The sequence below is a fragment of the Vibrio methylphosphonaticus genome, assembly GCF_023634655.1.
GTDB lineage: Bacteria > Pseudomonadota > Gammaproteobacteria > Enterobacterales > Vibrionaceae > Vibrio > Vibrio methylphosphonaticus.
Genome location: NZ_JAMKMS010000001.1, coordinates 432,885 through 450,245 on the forward strand (window position 1 = coordinate 432,885; position 17,361 = coordinate 450,245).

At 44.8% G+C, this 17,361-nt stretch carries 18 protein-coding genes and 1 other RNA gene; 9 read left to right on the forward strand and 10 right to left on the reverse strand.

Annotation, left to right across the window (positions count from 1 at the left end; translation table 11 throughout):
- Nucleotides 1-6: 6 nt before the first annotated feature.
- Nucleotides 7-1,203, reverse strand: a complete 1,197-nt coding sequence (gene ubiH / locus M9196_RS01845; RefSeq protein ID WP_319946316.1) for a 2-octaprenyl-6-methoxyphenyl hydroxylase — start codon at nucleotides 1,201-1,203, stop codon at nucleotides 7-9.
- Between the two features lie 31 nt (nucleotides 1,204-1,234).
- The gene (locus tag M9196_RS01850; RefSeq protein WP_250615827.1) at nucleotides 1,235-1,816 is read right to left on the reverse strand and encodes a YecA/YgfB family protein; all 582 of its coding nucleotides are present in this window, start codon (nucleotides 1,814-1,816) and stop codon (nucleotides 1,235-1,237) included.
- A gap of 290 nt (nucleotides 1,817-2,106) precedes the next feature.
- On the opposite strand from M9196_RS01850, the gene M9196_RS01855 reads away from it, so the two are divergent.
- The 5 genes from M9196_RS01855 to serA all read left to right on the forward strand — a co-directional run bounded on the left by M9196_RS01855 (nucleotide 2,107) and on the right by serA (nucleotide 5,509).
- Entirely contained in the window at nucleotides 2,107-2,418 is a 312-nt protein-coding gene (locus tag M9196_RS01855) for a cell division protein ZapA (RefSeq protein ID WP_250615828.1), read from the forward strand.
- Nucleotides 2,419-2,602, forward strand: a non-coding RNA gene (gene ssrS / locus M9196_RS01860) — 6S RNA.
- A gap of 3 nt (nucleotides 2,603-2,605) precedes the next feature.
- The gene (locus M9196_RS01865) at nucleotides 2,606-3,193 is read left to right on the forward strand and encodes a 5-formyltetrahydrofolate cyclo-ligase (protein ID WP_250615829.1); all 588 of its coding nucleotides are present in this window, start codon (nucleotides 2,606-2,608) and stop codon (nucleotides 3,191-3,193) included.
- A gap of 188 nt (nucleotides 3,194-3,381) precedes the next feature.
- Entirely contained in the window at nucleotides 3,382-4,038 is a 657-nt protein-coding gene (rpiA, locus tag M9196_RS01870) for a ribose-5-phosphate isomerase RpiA (RefSeq protein ID WP_250615830.1), read from the forward strand.
- A 241-nt stretch (nucleotides 4,039-4,279) separates the two neighbouring features.
- The gene (gene serA, locus M9196_RS01875) at nucleotides 4,280-5,509 is read left to right on the forward strand and encodes a phosphoglycerate dehydrogenase (RefSeq protein ID WP_250615831.1); all 1,230 of its coding nucleotides are present in this window, start codon (nucleotides 4,280-4,282) and stop codon (nucleotides 5,507-5,509) included.
- Between the two features lie 60 nt (nucleotides 5,510-5,569).
- Here the strand turns inward: serA and M9196_RS01880 are convergent, their stop codons facing one another.
- Together M9196_RS01880 and M9196_RS01885 are read right to left on the reverse strand one after the other, a co-directional pair.
- Entirely contained in the window at nucleotides 5,570-6,265 is a 696-nt protein-coding gene (locus tag M9196_RS01880; RefSeq protein ID WP_406707603.1) for an oxidative stress defense protein, read from the reverse strand.
- A 157-nt stretch (nucleotides 6,266-6,422) separates the two neighbouring features.
- Nucleotides 6,423-7,319 carry a LysR family transcriptional regulator ArgP gene (locus M9196_RS01885; protein WP_250615833.1) on the reverse strand — a complete coding sequence of 299 codons (897 nt, stop codon included), beginning with the start codon at nucleotides 7,317-7,319 and terminating at the stop codon, nucleotides 6,423-6,425.
- 108 nt (nucleotides 7,320-7,427) lie between these two features.
- Between M9196_RS01885 and M9196_RS01890 the strand changes: the two genes are divergently transcribed.
- Together M9196_RS01890 and M9196_RS01895 are read left to right on the forward strand one after the other, a co-directional pair.
- Nucleotides 7,428-8,048: a LysE/ArgO family amino acid transporter gene (locus tag M9196_RS01890; RefSeq protein ID WP_250615834.1), complete on the forward strand. Its 621-nt coding sequence runs from the start codon at nucleotides 7,428-7,430 to the stop codon at nucleotides 8,046-8,048.
- 6 nt (nucleotides 8,049-8,054) lie between these two features.
- On the forward strand, nucleotides 8,055-8,552 hold the full coding sequence (locus tag M9196_RS01895) for a YbaK/EbsC family protein (protein ID WP_250615930.1): 498 nt from the start codon (nucleotides 8,055-8,057) through the stop codon (nucleotides 8,550-8,552).
- 32 nt (nucleotides 8,553-8,584) lie between these two features.
- Here the strand turns inward: M9196_RS01895 and M9196_RS01900 are convergent, their stop codons facing one another.
- From M9196_RS01900 to epd, 4 genes are all read right to left on the reverse strand, one after another.
- The gene (locus tag M9196_RS01900) at nucleotides 8,585-9,448 is read right to left on the reverse strand and encodes a mechanosensitive ion channel domain-containing protein (RefSeq protein WP_250615835.1); all 864 of its coding nucleotides are present in this window, start codon (nucleotides 9,446-9,448) and stop codon (nucleotides 8,585-8,587) included.
- Between the two features lie 261 nt (nucleotides 9,449-9,709).
- Nucleotides 9,710-10,786, reverse strand: a complete 1,077-nt coding sequence (fbaA, locus tag M9196_RS01905) for a class II fructose-bisphosphate aldolase (protein ID WP_250615836.1) — start codon at nucleotides 10,784-10,786, stop codon at nucleotides 9,710-9,712.
- A 137-nt stretch (nucleotides 10,787-10,923) separates the two neighbouring features.
- Nucleotides 10,924-12,087, reverse strand: a complete 1,164-nt coding sequence (locus M9196_RS01910; protein ID WP_250615837.1) for a phosphoglycerate kinase — start codon at nucleotides 12,085-12,087, stop codon at nucleotides 10,924-10,926.
- Between the two features lie 149 nt (nucleotides 12,088-12,236).
- Nucleotides 12,237-13,262, reverse strand: a complete 1,026-nt coding sequence (gene epd / locus M9196_RS01915; protein ID WP_250615838.1) for an erythrose-4-phosphate dehydrogenase — start codon at nucleotides 13,260-13,262, stop codon at nucleotides 12,237-12,239.
- Nucleotides 13,263-13,561: 299 nt separating this feature from the next.
- On the opposite strand from epd, the gene M9196_RS01920 reads away from it, so the two are divergent.
- Nucleotides 13,562-13,792 (forward strand): hypothetical protein, encoded by a 231-nt coding sequence (locus M9196_RS01920; RefSeq protein ID WP_250615839.1) that lies wholly within the window; start codon nucleotides 13,562-13,564, stop codon nucleotides 13,790-13,792.
- A gap of 52 nt (nucleotides 13,793-13,844) precedes the next feature.
- Here M9196_RS01920 and tkt read toward each other — a convergent pair whose 3' ends face one another.
- Both tkt and M9196_RS23450 read right to left on the reverse strand, forming a co-directional pair.
- Nucleotides 13,845-15,839 (reverse strand): transketolase, encoded by a 1,995-nt coding sequence (tkt, locus tag M9196_RS01925; RefSeq protein ID WP_250615840.1) that lies wholly within the window; start codon nucleotides 15,837-15,839, stop codon nucleotides 13,845-13,847.
- Nucleotides 15,840-15,856: 17 nt separating this feature from the next.
- A complete protein-coding gene (locus tag M9196_RS23450) occupies nucleotides 15,857-15,982 on the reverse strand; it encodes a hypothetical protein (protein WP_284677046.1) in 126 nt (41 codons plus the stop codon).
- Between the two features lie 184 nt (nucleotides 15,983-16,166).
- Between M9196_RS23450 and metK the strand changes: the two genes are divergently transcribed.
- Entirely contained in the window at nucleotides 16,167-17,321 is a 1,155-nt protein-coding gene (gene metK, locus M9196_RS01930; protein ID WP_250615841.1) for a methionine adenosyltransferase, read from the forward strand.
- The last annotated feature ends 40 nt before the right edge of the window (nucleotides 17,322-17,361 follow it).

Below are 17,361 nucleotides of genomic sequence, written 5' to 3' on the forward strand. Positions count from 1 at the left end.
GTTGTACTACCTGTTCACCACGCCGAGCGCACGATTGAAAAGCGGAGATTTCAACAACGGGAAAGTATCCAGTACTCCCAAGCCCATGTTTCGTCCCACTCGAAATGCGAATAAATCATTGGAAAATATTTGTACAAGCGCCGATGTCATCGCAATCGTCGTTGATCGATCTTGCTCGCGTTGCGTTTGGAATCTAATAAGATTAGCGTAGTCCCCAACATCTTTCTTGTTGAGCAGTAGCGAATCCACCAGAGTCGCAATGTCGCGAATCCCTAAGTTAAACCCTTGCCCTGCGATTGGATGCAGTGTTTGCGCTGCATTACCTACGGCAGCAAACCGATGGGAGGATATACGCTCTCGATGACGAAGCAGCAACGGATAACTGGCAATACTACCCACTTTGCTAAACTGCCCTAAACGCCAGCCAAAAGCTTGCTGTAATTCGCTGAGAAATTCTGCTTGGGGTAAACTTAAAACGCGTTGAGCCTCCAGCGGAGGCATACACCAAACCAACGAACTCCGACCTTGGCTCATTGGCAATAGTGCTAACGGTCCATTAGCGGTAAAACGTTCAAACGCACGACCACGGTGAGGCTCAGCTGTCACGACATTGGCGATAATCGCCGTTTGGTTAAAATCGACACTTTGCTGTGTTAAACCAACTGACTGGCAGCTCAGAGATTCAGCCCCATCCGCCGCAACGACTAGCTTCGTTTCCAGCTGCACGCTCGCCTCACCATCGTTCGATGATAGCGTCACCACTGCCGAATCAATGCCGCGTTCAATATGGTTAACCGAATACGGGCAAAACAACTCAATTTGATGCTGCTGTGACAAATGCTGACTAAATCGACGCCCAACTTCCGCCAACTCGACCACGTACCCCATCGCTTCTAGGCCTTCTTTATCGGCATAGAAATCTGTCATTCCTGCATGACCTCGATCGGAAATATGAATATGAGTTATCGGTGTTGCATGGTCTTCAATGAGCGACCACAACTGGAAGTGCTTAAGAATAGCTACCGTGCCATAAGAAAGCGCAATCGAGCGCGCATCAAAGCCCGGGTGAGATTGATGATCAGGCTGATAAGGTTCTATGACGGCTATTTTTAACGACTGATTGCTTCCTTGGTTTAGCGCCATAGCTAAGGTTGCCCCAGCCATAGCGCCACCAGCAATCACAATATCATACAGTCTCGACACGAGGTGTTCTCTTTAAAGTGTTAGCGATTGATTAGTGAATTGTTGGAGTATCGGCCTGTTTGGTCGGTTTGATACCAAACTCGGCATGTATGGTTAATACACATGCTTTAACATGTTCGATCACTTGTTCAAATAATTGCGCTTGCTCCTCTAGGTCGTCCTCTTCGTCAACACCTAGCTTAGCAATTTCTTCCAGATCACCGAGTGCTTCTTTGCTCTGACCCGATGCCTGCGCTAACTTAGTACTAATTAACCCCAACCCTGAAATAAAGTGATTCACCCACTCACTCAAGCCATCCGCTTTTTCGACTAATGTCGCATCAACCGCATCATCAGGGATAAACAACGATACTTCAAAGCTCTCATTGTCTGTTAATTCGCTAATTGATTGCGTTAATAAGGTTTTCGCGGTCGTAATAGCAGACTGCGGCCAACCCATTCCATCATTCGTGTAATCAAACAATAGTGGCTGCCAGCTATCATCGTTGAGTCCCAAACCACCACTCAACATCCCAACTAATAGGCCATGCAATTCAGCAGGACTAACCGCCAGACTCGCCTGCTGTAATTCAGTCGCAACGGTAATATAATTTGGTAGCGTGGTATCTGTCATAGTGGCTCTCATTCTATTCTTTTCTGATTTTCCAGCCAATCATGGGGTGAACGCGTCACTGGCTGAAAACTCTTGGCTATTGGTTGGTCATGCTATCACTTCCCACTGAAAGCGAAAATGGCATTTACCTCGTTTCTGGATAGCTTTTGTGCGAATTGTCGATTTCGTGTGTGATTAAACACGCATTTGGCATTGAGTCACTAGAAAAGCTTGAATCTTAATGACCGTTTACCTATAGTTTCCTCCTCAGATTACCTTTGTTGGTGATAACAAAAAGAGTTCTTGTCATTATGGAAAATCAAGCAGTCGAAGTGGAAATACTAGGTAAATTGACTCGGGTAAATTGCCCAGCTGGTCAAAAAGAAACCTTGATCCAAGCGGCAAAAGACCTTGATGACCGATTGCAAGAAATGACTCAACGGACAAAAGTGACAAATGAGCTAAAATTACTCACGATCGCTGCTTTAAATATGTCTTATGAGCTGAATACAAAAAGTGATGAGGTCCAACAAAATACCTCTCACCTTACCGAGCGAATGGAACAGCTCGCGGCATCGCTTGATGATGCTATTAATAATGTAAGGCAAGGACAGCGAAACTAATTTACCCTGGAGTGTGCGTCAGAGGATTTAAGTCCCTGAGCCGATAAGCAATCCTTAAGGGTTAGTATTTGGGCACTATTGAGCAAGCTCGGCTCGTACCGAGAAGCCTACGGTTACCTTTGCTGATCCGCCTTGAACCAGCAGGTTCAAGGGCCACAATCTTCAACGGCACTTTGGGGTATTCCTTATGTCTGTCAATACTAGACAACGTATTCGCACCGACATTCGACATTTACGTCGTTCTATATCAGCGAGTCAGCAAGTTGACTATGCTTCTCAGCTCGTTGAGCAATGCCAGTCTTTATCCGAACTCTCACAAGCCAAGCATGTTGCACTCTATTTAGCGACTGACGGCGAGCTTGATACGCAACCTCTCATTGACGAGTTATGGCGACAAGGCGTCAATACCTACTTACCTGTGATTCATCCCTTCTCTAAAGGCCAGTTACTGTTTTTACGCTACCATGCCAACACCCCCTTAGTGGCTAATCAATATCGTATTCTGGAACCACAACTCGATCAGCGAATGATATGTCCCGTTCGGCACTTAGATATTATCTTTACACCACTTGTCGCTTTTGATGAGCAAGGGCAACGACTAGGAATGGGGGGTGGCTACTATGATCGAACTCTCGCACCATGGCAGTTTTCCGACCAAGGTCCTAACGCCATTGGACTTGCGCACAATTGTCAACAAGTGTCAGCACTGCCTAGCGAATCTTGGGATATCCCCCTTTCCACGATCATTACGCCTAAGCAGACCTGGCGCTGGTAGCAATCACTCACAAGCAGGCATAAACATCGCCACGTTGTGTACCAATCAGAAGCCGGAGTAATTGGAGCAACCGATTGCTAAATGTCACTAATTTTGGCTTAACATTCGGTTTTAAGCGCCAATTTCGTTCATTTTGATATATACTTCGCCGGCGTTTTCACCCTAACTTTCTAACTGGGATTTCAACCATGACTCAAGACGAGATGAAAAAAGCAGCTGGCTGGGCCGCTCTCAAATACGTAGAAGAAGGCAGTATTGTTGGTGTCGGTACCGGCTCTACCGTTAATCACTTTATTGATGCGTTAGGCTCAATCAAAGATGACATCAAAGGCGCCGTCTCTAGTTCTATCGCATCAACAGAAAAGCTCGAAGCATTAGGCATTGAAGTTTTTGAGTGCAATGATGTATCTATGCTTGATGTTTATGTCGACGGTGCGGATGAGATAAACCCGTCTAGAGACATGATCAAAGGCGGTGGTGCAGCACTGACTCGTGAAAAGATTGTTGCTGCCATCTCGAAAAAATTCATCTGTATTGTCGATGGTACTAAAGCGGTTGACGTACTGGGTGAATTCCCACTGCCTGTTGAAGTTATCCCTATGGCTCGCTCATACGTAGCGCGAGAACTCGTGAAACTTGGTGGTGACCCTGCGTATCGTGAAGGCGTAGTTACCGATAACGGTAACGTGATTCTTGACGTATACGGCATGAAGATCACCGACCCGAAAGCCATGGAAGACAAAATTAACGCGCTAGCTGGCGTGGTGACGGTCGGACTATTTGCTCACCGTGGCGCAGATATTGTGATTACTGGTACACCAGAAGGTGCAAAAATCGAAGACTAATGAGTTTTGACGTCATTTGATTACAAACGGCACGCCTTAGTGCCGTTTTCTCTCCTTAACTATAAGAAAATTATTCCTTATTCCGTAATTTTCTTACCCAAGTCGAAAGTTTTTTGTTACTTTATTGCTTAGAAGACGCACAAGGAAAACGTTTGCCTCAGCAGTAAGAAGCTCCCCCTTGAAATTCTCGCTGTCAACTGTGCGCCGCGATTGCCCAATTTCCATTTTAAGGACGAGTTAAATGGCCAAAGTTTCTCTAAATAAAGACAAAATCAAAATCCTCCTACTTGAAGGGTTACACCCATCTTCAGTCGAAGTATTGCAAGCTGCTGGGTATACCAACATCACTTATCACAAAGGTTCGTTGCCTGAAGAAGAGCTAATCGAAGCGGTTAAAGACGCACACTTTATCGGTATTCGCTCTCGTACAAATCTTTCTGAAGAAGTCATCAATGCCGCAGAAAAACTCGTCGCGATTGGCTGTTTCTGTATTGGCACCAATCAGGTTGATCTCGCCGCAGCAGCTAAGCGTGGCGTTCCTGTCTTTAACGCTCCGTTCTCAAATACACGCAGTGTGGCAGAGCTGGTATTAGGTCAAATCCTTTTACTTCTTCGTGGTATTCCTGAGAAAAATGCACTCGCTCATCGAGGTATTTGGAAGAAAAGTGCCGATAGTTCTAACGAAGCTCGTGGTAAACGTCTTGGTATCATCGGCTACGGCCATATTGGCACGCAACTTGGCATTATTGCAGAAAACTTAGGTATGCGTGTCTATTTCTATGACATAGAAAACAAGCTGTCACTAGGTAACGCAACTCAGGTCCACAACATGACGGATCTATTGAATAAGTGTGACGTGATTTCACTACATGTCCCTGAGACCGCAGGAACAAAAGACATGATGGGCGAAGCTGAATTTGCTCGCATGAAGCCGGGTTCTATTTTTATCAATGCGGCTCGTGGCACTGTTGTTGATATCCCAGCGCTTTGCGCGACGCTCGAAGCAGGTCACCTTTCAGGTGCCGCTATCGATGTATTCCCTGAAGAACCAAAAACCAATGCTGACCCATTCGAATCACCATTGATGAAGTTCGACAACGTGATTCTAACGCCTCACGTCGGGGGTTCGACACAAGAAGCTCAAGAAAATATTGGTGTGGAAGTGGCTGGAAAACTGGCTAAGTACTCTGACAATGGCTCAACACTGTCTAGCGTTAACTTCCCTGAAGTGTCACTGCCAGAACACCGTGAATGTTCTCGACTGCTGCATATTCACCAAAACCGCCCTGGTATTCTGACGCAAATCAATACGATCTTTGCGCAGGAAGGCATTAACATTGCTGGTCAATACCTACAAACGGCATCGGATATTGGTTATGTGGTGATTGATGTAGAAACCGCGCGATCAGAAGAAGCGCTAGCGCAATTAAAACAAATTGAAGGCACGTTGCGAGCTCGAATTCTGCACTAATTTGTAGCGCCTAACTGCCTTTTCCAAGTAAAAATGCCCTTGCAAAGCAAGGGCATTTTTTTAGTTAGATAATTTGTATACCACGTCGACTCGATCACGGATGGTAATCACTGAATCTTGATAGCTATTCGATTCCGACTGGCTATCCATCATCATGCTTCTCATCACTACAGGCTGGTTTTGTGGCTGCTTATAGGTGATTTGCCAAATTTGCCCAAGCTTCTGCTCAAAGCCCTGCGCCAATGATTGCGCTTTTGTTTGTGCATCTTGAATGGCAACGGTTCGGGCTTTCGCTTGATATTGGCTTTCGTCTTTCACCTTCAAACGAATATTATCAACTTGGTTGATCCCTGATGCTAACGCCGAATCTAAGTAATCATTGAGTTTTTCTATGTCCATGACCTGCACGGTCACCGTTCTTGATGCTCGATACCCAACTAACTCTGGCTGCCCTTTCTCAGGATATTGATATTGGGGAGTAAGATATAAATTGGAACTTTTAATATCCTCTTTACTCACACCTGCACTCGCAAGTTTCGCCAAAAAAGTATCGACAACTGAATCCACACCTTCTTTCGCTTGATCGGCATTAAGTTGCGACTGAACCACCTTGACGGAAAACTCCGCCATATCAGGCGTCGCCTCTATTTGCCCATACCCTGTCGTGACAATATGGGGGAAATCTACCTGGCTAGCGACGCTGGGCAGCGCAACTAAACTGGCAGCTAAAGCACAAAGCGTCAATGTTGATTTCATTCTCTGTTTCCTCATCTAAGCAAAGATTGATTACCCAAAGTTAGGCAAAATAATAACGAATGAGTTCCATCAAATGATAACCCTGACAAAACAATGACGTTATCGACATGCATATTGTTTACTCGTATTTAAAAAGTCATGACTTTATTCACCACATTTATTGTGGCAAATACGCATGAGCATAATGAGTAATCGCATCCGACAGTTCGCCGAGTACACCACTTTCTAATTGCCAATGATGCCAGTAGATTCGATGTGATAACTCAATATTTGGCGTGAGCTCAACTAAAGCTCCACTGGCTAACTCACTCTCAATTTGTAATCTTGGGATCAAGCAATAAGCCACGCCAGCAACCGCTAACTTTACAAAGGCTTCTGAACTCCGCACGGTGTGCTTAAGAATACTGCCAGGCATAATACTAAAGTGTTTATTAACAAAGTGTTGATGCATTTTATCATGCTGATCAAATGCCACAGCAGGTGCTTTAATCAGCGCCTCACGATTAACACCGTGGTTAAAGTAACGTTTAATAAAACTTGGACTGGCTACACAAAGGTAATCAACTCGTCCTAAGTAATCTGCCACGCAGCCCGGTATCGATTGAGGCTCTAAGCTAATAGCGCCAACCACTTCACCATTCTTAAGCTTTTCAATTGTCCGCCCCTCATCATCAACAATAAGGTCCAGTTCAATACGTTTAGACTCAATTAGAGGAAATAAACTGGGCAATAACCATGTCGCTAAACTGTCGGCATTGGTCGCCAATGAGACAGATAAGGGTTTATCACTAAACTCAGATGTCAGCTCAGGTACCAACTCTTGCTCCAACAAGCACACTCGACGATAAAGCCCGAGCAGCTTTTTCCCGACAGCGGTAGGACGTGGTGGTTGTTCTCGTACCAAAACAGGTTGAGCGAGCCATTTCTCGAGTTGCTTAACTCGTTGAGACACGGCAGACTGAGAGATGTAAAGGTGCTCCGCCGCCTTTTCAAAACTCCTTTGCTCAACAATCGCATCCAATGCTTCTATCCATTTGTAGTCAAGACCGCGCATTTCCTCTCCATTAGCTTTACTTATAAAGCATGAATATTATTAATTTAACTAATAATAATAAAAACCGTATTCTCACGCTCTCTTTAATTGTTCAACTAGGAAATAAAAGTGAATTTTTGGGTACTTCTTCAAGGTTTTGGGCTCGGTGCAACGATGATTATTCCAATAGGTGCTCAAAATGCCTATGTCTTAAATCAGGGGATTAAACGCAACCATCACCTGACAACCGCAACGGTATGCAGCCTATTAGATACCACTTTTATTTCTCTAGGCATCTTTGGTGGCGGGGCCATTTTATCTCAAAATGATATGCTACTTACCATGGTAACCCTAGGGGGCATCCTATTCTTAATGGGTTATGGCATGCTGTCATTACGCAGTGCGTTTAAACAACCAGCAAGCCGTGAGTCTCGCGGCGAAGTTTTGGCTAGAGGCAAAAGAACCGTTATTCTCGGCGCGCTTGCCGTCACAGTATTAAACCCCCATCTTTACCTTGATTCCGTCGTAATTTTAGGTTCAATTGGTGGCCAATTTGAAGGAAGTGACCGAATTGCATTTGCTATTGGTACCATTTTGGCCTCATTCGTTTGGTTTTATTCGCTGTCTATAGGCGCTGCGAAACTTGGCCCAACACTATCAAAACCGAAAGTAAAAAAGGGTATTGACCTAACGGTGGCAGTAATGATGTTTGCTATTGCCGCCATGCTGGCAAGAGGGCTCATAGCGTAACTTATGATAAATCGAACCCAAGAAATATATCAAACAAATAGGGCGATCCTGCATCATCTATCGATCTCTTATCAACAATGGCAACATGAACCTATTTTAGACTTTGCGACCGATGAATTAGTCGCTCTGCGACTTGGCTGGACAGGTACTCATAGCAAGAGTTTATTCTTAAAAAAGAAAGGGGGTGGCTTTGCGCTATTCCTAACTGACAAAGATAGTCGCTTGGACAAGCTGCAAATAAAGCAACTGCTTGGTAAGCGTACATCAATTTGCAGTAACGACGAGATGATGGCTGAAATAGGTTGCCTGCCGGGCGCGGTATGCCCATTTGGATTACCGATAGACGTGACCATTGTTGTCGATAGCGACTTGTTCGCGCTAGAGGAGATTCTATATACACCAGGGTTACCTGAGTGGACTTTTTCAATATCAGGTGTCGATCTGCGCTTGATCCTAAGTACGATACCCAATCAGGTTATCGAAACAAAAAAAGGTGAAGCTTAACGCTTCACCTTTTCGCAGCACATTAAAATATCTTAGTCAGCTTTATTTAGATGTACATCCATTTGAGGAAATGGAATTTCGATACCTTCTGCATCTAGTGCTTCCTTGATCGCTTGTAGCGAATCAAAGTACACGTCCCAATACTGCTCAGTACGTACCCAAGGACGAACCACAAAATTCACTGATGAATCGGCTAGAGCAACGACACCAACAGTGATACCAGGCTCTTTAAGAATACGCTCGTCCGCTTCTAATGTCTTACGAATCACTTCTTGCGTTTTTTTCAAGTCAGCACCGTAAGATACGCCAATCACATGATCAATACGACGGGTTGCATGACGGGAGTAGTTAGTAATTGGTGAACCAATCACTGAAGCGTTAGGCACAACGACCATTTTGTTATCTGGTGTCGTTAAAATGGTTTGGAAAATTTGAATTGCATCAACAGAGCCAGCGACGCCACCAATCTCAACATAATCGCCAGACTTAAACGGGCGGAAAGCCACAATCAGGACACCTGCTGCAAAGTTAGACAATGAACCTTGTAGAGCTAAACCAATAGCCAAGCCTGCCGCACCAATTACCGCGACAACAGAGGCGGTTTGAACACCGACTCGGCTTAAGGCGGCAATCAATACAATCACGAACAAGGTATAGCGCACAATGCCATTCATGAACTCAACAACGGCTTTGTCCATGTTCTTCTTGTGCAGAACTTTAGAAACACTGTTTGCTACGGCTTTAACAAACAAGTTACCAATAAACAGAATTAACAGCGCTGAAATGATGTTGACACCATATTGCACAAATAAATCAGAGTTATTTGTTAACCATTGTTCAGCTTTTGAAAGACCATCCACCAGCGGGGTCTCAATATCCATAGACTCACCAGCCATATGTTTTACCTCATATTAAAATTTCAACATTCCGCTCGACCACTAGTTACCACTGCTTAGTTAGCCAAACCACTTCCACTTCATACAATATTGAATACGTGAATATTCAAGACACATTACTTAACAAAAGGTTACGCAATCAGATGACTTTGTGCCAGTTTTTTTCACCGCTTTAACTTTATTTTCATCGGACACAAAAAAAGCCGCTCAAAAGAGCGGCTTTTTAGACTGTCTATCAGTTAAATCTTATACGATTTATACTTATAGTACGTCGATAGCGTTAAGGTCAGCGAACGCTTTTTCTAGACGAGTTACCATAGAAGATTGACCAGCACGTAACCATACGCGTGGATCGTAGTACTTCTTGTTTGGTGCAGCTTCGCCAGTTGGGTTGCCGATTTGACCTTGTAGGAAATCAAAGTTTTCAGCAGAGTAAGTACGGATACCGTCCCATGTTGCCCACTGAGTATCAGTATCGATGTTCATTTTAATAACACCGTAGCCGATAGACTCTTGGATTTCTGCTTCAGAAGAACCAGAACCACCGTGGAATACGAAGTTTAGAGCGTTAGGTGCAATACCGAACTTCTCTGCACAGTATGCTTGAGAGTCACGTAGGATAGTTGGAGTCAGTACTACGTTACCCGCTTGGTAAACACCGTGTACGTTACCGAAAGAAGCCGCGATAGTGAAACGTGGGCTGATAGCGTTTAGTTTCTCGTATGCGTATGCTACGTCTTCTGGAGAAGTGTAAAGCTCAGATGCGTCCATATCAGAGTTATCTACGCCGTCTTCTTCACCACCAGTACAACCTAGTTCGATTTCTAGAGTCATACCCATTTTCGCCATGCGAGCTAGGTACTGACCAGAAATTTCGATGTTCTCTTCTAGAGACTCTTCAGAAAGGTCAATCATGTGAGAAGAGAAAAGAGGCTTACCTGTTTCAGCGAAGAACTCTTCACCAGCATCTAGAAGACCGTCAATCCATGGAAGAAGTTTCTTCGCTGCGTGGTCAGTGTGAAGAATCACAGGAACGCCGTAAGTAGCCGCAACAGCATGAACGTATTTTGCGCCCGCTACTGCACCTAGGATTTGTGCGCCTTGACCTTCAAGCTTAACGCCTTTACCAGCGAAGAAGCCAGCACCGCCGTTAGAGAACTGAACTACAACTGGAGCTTTAACTTTAGCTGCAGCTTCAAGAACACCATTGATAGAGTCAGTGTTAACTACGTTTACCGCAGGAAGTGCAAATTTGTTCTCTTTTGCTACTTCAAATACTTTCTGTACGTCATCGCCAGAGATAACACCAGGTTTTACGAAGTCGAAGATCTTAGACATGGAATAAGTCCTATTTTCTGTCGTTTTTAAATAAAAAAGGGCAATCGTTTGCTCACAACGGGCGGTATTGTATCAAAGTTAACCACGCATTGCAGCATAGATAAAAGCGAGCTATAAGCTCGCTTTATCAAAAATAATTAAGCTTTAGCGCGCTCTTCAAGCATCGCTACTGCTGGTAACACTTTACCTTCAACAAACTCAAGGAATGCACCGCCACCAGTTGAAATATAAGACACGTCAGCTTTAATGCCAAACTTGTCGATAGCCGCTAGAGTATCGCCACCGCCAGCTACAGAGAAACCTGCAGACTCTGCGATTGCTTTAGAAATACCAGCTGTACCCGCTTCAAAGTTCTTGAACTCAAATACGCCAACAGGGCCGTTCCAAAGAATTGTTTTTGCATTACCGATGATTTCTGCAAGCGCCGCCGTTGAATCTGGACCAAGGTCGAAGATCATGTCGTCATCTTGAACATCAGCCACGTTTTTGATTTCTGCTTCAGCATTTTCGTCAAACGCTTTTGCACAAGCAACATCAGTCGCAACAGGAATCGCACACTCTTTCATTAGTTTCTTCGCAGTTTCAACTAGGTCTGCTTCGTAAAGAGACTTACCTACATTGTGGCCTTCAGCTGCGATGAACGTGTTTGCAATACCACCACCAACAACCAGTTGGTCAGCAATTTTAGAAAGAGACTCAAGAACAGTAAGCTTAGTCGATACTTTAGAACCACCAACGATAGCCACGAGTGGACGAGCAGGGTTATCCATTGCTTTACCTAGAGCTTCAAGCTCTGCCGCAAGAAGAGGACCTGCACATGCGATTGGAGCATTCGTGCCAACACCATGTGTCGACGCTTGAGCACGGTGAGCCGTACCGAATGCATCCATTACGAAGATGTCACAAAGTGCTGCGTACTGCTTAGATAATGCTTCTTCGTTTTTCTTCTCGCCTTTGTTAAAGCGAACGTTTTCAAGAACAACTAGCTCACCTGCGTTTAGCTCTAGGCCATTTAGGTAATCTTTTGCTAGTTTAACATCGCAATCAAGTGCGTCGTTTAGGTAGTTAACTACAGGTTGTAGAGAGAACTCTTCCGCGTATTCGCCTTCAGTAGGACGACCCAAGTGAGAAGTCACCATAACTTTAGCACCCGCTTCTAGGCAAAGCTTGATGGTTGGTAGCGATGCTAGGATACGAGCATCTGAAGTTACTTTACCTTCTTTTACAGGAACGTTCAGGTCAGCACGGATAAATACGCGTTTACCTGCTAGATCCAGGTCAGTCATCTTGATTACAGACATGTTTAGTCCTCTCAACTAAAAATAAATAATGTTTTTGAAAACTCGGCCTCATGCCAAGTTTATGAATTCATCAACTGCTTACTTATATTGAACCGTTCAATATTAATTTCAACCCTCAAAATTAATATTTTGTTCAAGTAGCATCTAAACTATTGGGACGCTTGCATCGCCAAAGCGGTATCAAGCATCCGATTCGCGAAGCCCCACTCGTTATCACACCACACTAGCATTTTAACTAAACGTCCATCGCTGACTCGCGTTTGCGTACCATCAACAATAGCGCTGTGTGGATCGTGATTAAAGTCGATTGAGACTAACGGCGCTTCAGTATAGTCAACAATACCGTCTAATGTACACCGGGATGCATTAATAATGACTTGATTTACGTCATTAACTTTCACATTTGTATTTATAGTTACACTTAAATCCATAGCGGTGACATTAACTGTCGGCACTCGAACAGAAATCGCTTCAAATTTGTTAGAAAATTTCGGAAAAATTCTCTCAATACCTTTGTGTAGCTTGGTATCAACTGGAATGATAGATTGACTCGCAGCTCGAGTGCGTCGTAAGTCGGGGTGATAGGCATCAATCACTTGCTGATCATTCATGGAAGAGTGGATAGTCGTAATGGTTCCCGAATCGATACCAAATGCTTCATCAAGCACTTGTATGATGGGCACAATACAATTCGTTGTGCATGAGCCACTAGAAACGATCGTGTGTTCCTTCTTTAAAGACTCGTGGTTCACACCATAGATGATGGTGTTGTCGATATCATGCGCACCTGGGTGCGAAAATAATACTTTCTTAGCACCTGCAGCAATATGTTCTAAACCATCCGCTCGACTGCCAAAAACGCCCGTACAGTCTAAAACGATATCGACGTCTAAGTTTCGCCAAGGCAATAGATTGATATCCGCGAGGTGAAGAATACGAATACTGTCAAATTCACCATCAGCATGATTGACATATAAATGCTCTTGATCATGAGAGATCTTCTTCGTGAATCGACCATGACTCGTATCATATTGAAGTAAATGAGCCATTGCCTCCGGTTGAGCAAGCTCATTGACTGCGACGACTTTTATTCGATCATTCTTGCCACTTTCATAGATTGCTCGAAGGACATTTCGTCCAATGCGACCAAAGCCGTTAATCGCTACCTTTAGCATCGCACTCCACCCTTAAATTCACATTACAGAGGGTGTGCATATTAACCGATCAACATCGTTTACGCGACATCGTTTACGCGACATTAGTTTCACAACATTAGCTTTCGCAACATTAGCTTCGCTACATAAATTTCGCATTCATGCTTTTTGCAATCGTCGTGGATGAAAAACACAAATTGTTGCGAAGCACTTCTAAAAATTTGTAGCCACTCACAAAGCGATAGTGGTTACTATCAACATGACATCTCTTCTTCGTGCCATTTGAGCGACACTGTTTTCACTGCACAGGAGGTGTGCTCATGTTTACAGGCAAACATCATTGCCAGTCATGCAATAAAAAGACTATTCATAAAGAGGTGTTAATAAGAAAAGCCAGCAGCTATGACCAACAATCCAATTTACTGGGACGGTTTAAGTTACTGCTGCACACTTTTATTAACGGCGGACATTACTACGATATGGATCGCTATGTAGCGTGCCAAATTTGTGGACAACGTAAGTTGGATAACAAGGGTAATGAATTTGAATAGACATAAAAAAACCGAGCCTTGGCTCGGTTTTTCATTGCAAGAAACTCATCGCTTACGCTAGAAGCTCTTTTGCTGTGTTTACAACGTTTTCCGTTGTAAAACCAAACATTTTGAATAGCTCACCTGCAGGTGCAGACTCACCAAATGTCGTCATACCGATGATCTTGCCACCAAAACCAACATACTTGTACCAGAAGTCAGCAATACCGGCTTCAACCGCGATACGAGCTGTCACGTCAGATGGAAGTACAGACTCACGGTACTGCGCATCTTGCTTGTCGAATGCATCGGTTGCTGGCATAGAAACAACACGTACCGCTTTACCTTCAGCACTCAATTGCGCTGCAGCTTCAACCGCTAGCTCAACTTCAGAGCCAGTAGCGATGATGATTAGTTCTGGCTTACCAGCACAATCTTTCAGGATGTAACCACCCTTGGCGATGTTTGCTACTTGCTCGGCGTCACGATCTTGTTGTGCCAGGTTTTGACGAGAGAAGATCAGAGATGTAGGGCCATCTTTGCGCTCGATTGCCAGTTTCCAAGCCACTGCAGACTCAACTTGGTCACATGGACGCCATGTGCTCATGTTTGGAGTCAAACGTAGAGAAGCGATCTGCTCAACCGGTTGGTGAGTTGGACCATCTTCGCCTAGGCCGATTGAATCGTGTGTGTAAACTTGGATGTTCTGAACTTTCATCAAAGCAGCCATACGCATTGCGTTACGTGCGTATTCCATGAACATTAGGAACGTTGCGCCGTATGGGACGAAGCCACCGTGCAGAGCGATACCGTTCATGATAGCTGTCATACCGAATTCACGTACACCGTAGTGGATGTAGTTACCAGAGAAGTCTTCTGCCGTTAGCGACTTAGAACCAGACCACATTGTCAGGTTAGACGGTGCAAGGTCAGCAGAGCCGCCCATGAATTCTGGCAGCATTTGACCAAACGCTTCTAGTGCGTTTTGCGATGCTTTACGTGATGCGATGTTTGCTGGGTTAGCTTGAAGATCAGCAATGATTGCATTAGCTTTTTCTTCCCACTCCGCTGGCAAGTCACCGTTCGTACGACGAGTAAACTCAGCCGCAAGTTCAGGGTAAGCCGCTGCGTAAGCGTCAAACTTAGCATTCCACGCTGCTTCTTTCGCTGCGCCCGCTTCTTGTGCATTCCACTGCGCTGCGATATCAGCTGGGATCTCAAAAGGACCGTGCTCCCAACCAAGTGCGGCCTTCGTCGCTGCGATTTCGTCAGCGCCTAATGGTGCACCGTGACAGTCGTGCGTGCCCGCTTTGTTTGGTGAACCAAAGCCGATAACGGTTTTAGTACAAATTAATGTTGGGCGAGGATCCGCCTTCGCCGCTTCAATCGCTGCATTAATAGCATCAGAGTCGTGGCCATCAACGGCAGGAATAACATGCCAGCCATAAGCTTCAAAACGCTTAGGCGTATCGTCAGAGAACCAGCCTTCTACTTCGCCGTCAATCGAGATGCCGTTGTCATCCCAAAATGCGATAAGCTTGCCTAGACCAAGTGTGCCCGCTAGTGAACAAGCTTCGTGTGAAATACCTTCCATCAGGCAGCCATCACCCATAAAGGCATAAGTAAAGTGGTCTACGATATCGTGACCTTCTTTATTGAACTGCGCCGCCAACGATTTTTCTGCCATCGCCATACCAACCGCGTTGGTAATGCCTTGGCCTAGTGGACCCGTCGTCGTTTCAATACCTGGCGCATAACCATATTCTGGGTGGCCTGGTGTTTTGGAGTGTAACTGACGGAAGTTTTTCAGATCATCAATTGATAACTCGTAACCGCTTAAGTGAAGCAGAGAATAAATCAACATAGAACCGTGGCCGTTTGACAAAATAAAACGATCACGATCAGCCCATTCAGGGTTTTGAGGATTGTGATTTAGGTGAGAGCGCCAAAGTACTTCGGCGATATCAGCCATACCCATAGGGGCGCCTGGGTGACCAGAGTTGGCTTGTTGAACACCATCCATGCTAAGGGCACGGATTGCATTAGCTAATTCTTTACGAGACGACATGTCTGCTCCTGAGTGCATTAAGCGAATTTCAAGTTGATTCCTTGCTGAATAAAGTCAGCGGCGAGCATTGTCGCAAAGCCCCCTAACCTCTGCAAACGTTTTACCGTCATTTTAAGTATTTTTACTGGTTTTTTTTTACCCATTCCACTGTGATACCTCCAAAATGCGCAAACGTTTGGCTATAACATAAAATCAAAAATCGCTTGATTCTCAAACATCGATGACTAGAATAGACGTCTAGATGTAGATACACCTACAAAATATCATTGTATTTTTTATAGGCGAGCACAATATTGCTGGCCTTATTTAACTGTAATTGGAGCTCTCATGGCTAAGCACCTGTTCACTTCTGAATCTGTTTCAGAAGGACATCCTGATAAAATTGCTGACCAAATTTCTGATGCTGTACTTGACGCGATTCTAGAACAAGACCCGAAAGCGCGTGTTGCTTGTGAAACGTATGTAAAAACAGGCATGGTAATGGTTGGTGGCGAAGTCACGACCTCAGCGTGGGTAGACATCGAAGAGATCACTCGTGAAACGGTACGCGAAATTGGCTACGTTCACTCTGACATGGGCTTTGATGCCGACTCTTGTGCCGTACTAAACACGATTGGTAAGCAGTCTCCAGATATCAACCAAGGTGTTGATAAAGCGGATCCAAAAGAGCAAGGCGCTGGTGACCAAGGTATTATGTTTGGTTACGCGACGAACGAAACGCCTATCCTAATGCCTGCGCCTATTACTTACTCTCACCTGCTTGTTAAAAAGCAAGCTGAAGTTCGTAAGAGCGGCAAACTAGACTTCCTGCGTCCAGATGCGAAATCTCAAGTCACGTTCCAATACGACCAAGGTAAGATCGTTGGTATCGATGCTGTTGTACTTTCAACTCAGCACTGCGATTCAGTAACAACACCTGATCTTCGTGAAGCGGTAATGGAAGAGATCATTAAGCCAGTCCTTCCTTCTGAGTGGATCACTAAAGACACTAACTTCTTTATCAACCCAACAGGTCGTTTCGTCATCGGTGGCCCAATGGGTGACTGTGGTCTAACTGGTCGTAAGATCATCGTTGACACCTACGGCGGCGCAGCTCGTCACGGTGGCGGTGCGTTCTCAGGTAAAGATCCATCAAAAGTTGACCGTAGTGCAGCATACGCAGCACGTTATGTAGCAAAGAACATTGTTGCTGCAGGCATGGCGGATCGTTGTGAAATTCAGCTGTCATACGCTATCGGTGTTGCTGATCCAACTTCAATCATGGTTGAAACGTTTGGTACTGAAAAAGTCGCACACGAAATCATCATTGAAGCGGTTCGTCAAAACTTCGACTTGCGTCCATACGGTCTGCAAGAGATGTTGAACCTGCTTCAGCCTATGTACAAGCAAACTGCCGCTTACGGTCACTTCGGTCGTGAAGAGTTCCCATGGGAAGCGACAGACAAAGCAGACATCCTTCGTGACTTTGCTGGTATCAAGTAACACCCTGTATCACGCGAAGCTGTAGTTCAAACAAAAAGCC

Coding starts and splice junctions, on each gene's coding strand:
- tkt (WP_250615840.1), bottom strand. CDS start 15,839: ATGTCGTCTCGTAAAGAATTAGCTAATGCAATCCGTGCCCTTAGCATG.
- metK (WP_250615841.1), top strand. CDS start 16,167: ATGGCTAAGCACCTGTTCACTTCTGAATCTGTTTCAGAAGGACATCCT.
- rpiA (WP_250615830.1), top strand. CDS start 3,382: ATGACTCAAGACGAGATGAAAAAAGCAGCTGGCTGGGCCGCTCTCAAA.
- M9196_RS01865 (WP_250615829.1), top strand. CDS start 2,606: ATGTCTGTCAATACTAGACAACGTATTCGCACCGACATTCGACATTTA.
- fbaA (WP_250615836.1), bottom strand. CDS start 10,786: ATGTCTAAGATCTTCGACTTCGTAAAACCTGGTGTTATCTCTGGCGAT.
- M9196_RS01900 (WP_250615835.1), bottom strand. CDS start 9,448: ATGGCTGGTGAGTCTATGGATATTGAGACCCCGCTGGTGGATGGTCTT.
- M9196_RS01910 (WP_250615837.1), bottom strand. CDS start 12,087: ATGTCTGTAATCAAGATGACTGACCTGGATCTAGCAGGTAAACGCGTA.
- M9196_RS01880 (WP_406707603.1), bottom strand. CDS start 6,265: ATGAAATCAACATTGACGCTTTGTGCTTTAGCTGCCAGTTTAGTTGCG.
- M9196_RS01850 (WP_250615827.1), bottom strand. CDS start 1,816: ATGACAGATACCACGCTACCAAATTATATTACCGTTGCGACTGAATTA.
- serA (WP_250615831.1), top strand. CDS start 4,280: ATGGCCAAAGTTTCTCTAAATAAAGACAAAATCAAAATCCTCCTACTT.
- M9196_RS01885 (WP_250615833.1), bottom strand. CDS start 7,319: ATGCGCGGTCTTGACTACAAATGGATAGAAGCATTGGATGCGATTGTT.
- M9196_RS01855 (WP_250615828.1), top strand. CDS start 2,107: ATGGAAAATCAAGCAGTCGAAGTGGAAATACTAGGTAAATTGACTCGG.
- M9196_RS01920 (WP_250615839.1), top strand. CDS start 13,562: ATGTTTACAGGCAAACATCATTGCCAGTCATGCAATAAAAAGACTATT.
- M9196_RS23450 (WP_284677046.1), bottom strand. CDS start 15,982: ATGGGTAAAAAAAAACCAGTAAAAATACTTAAAATGACGGTAAAACGT.
- epd (WP_250615838.1), bottom strand. CDS start 13,262: ATGCTAAAGGTAGCGATTAACGGCTTTGGTCGCATTGGACGAAATGTC.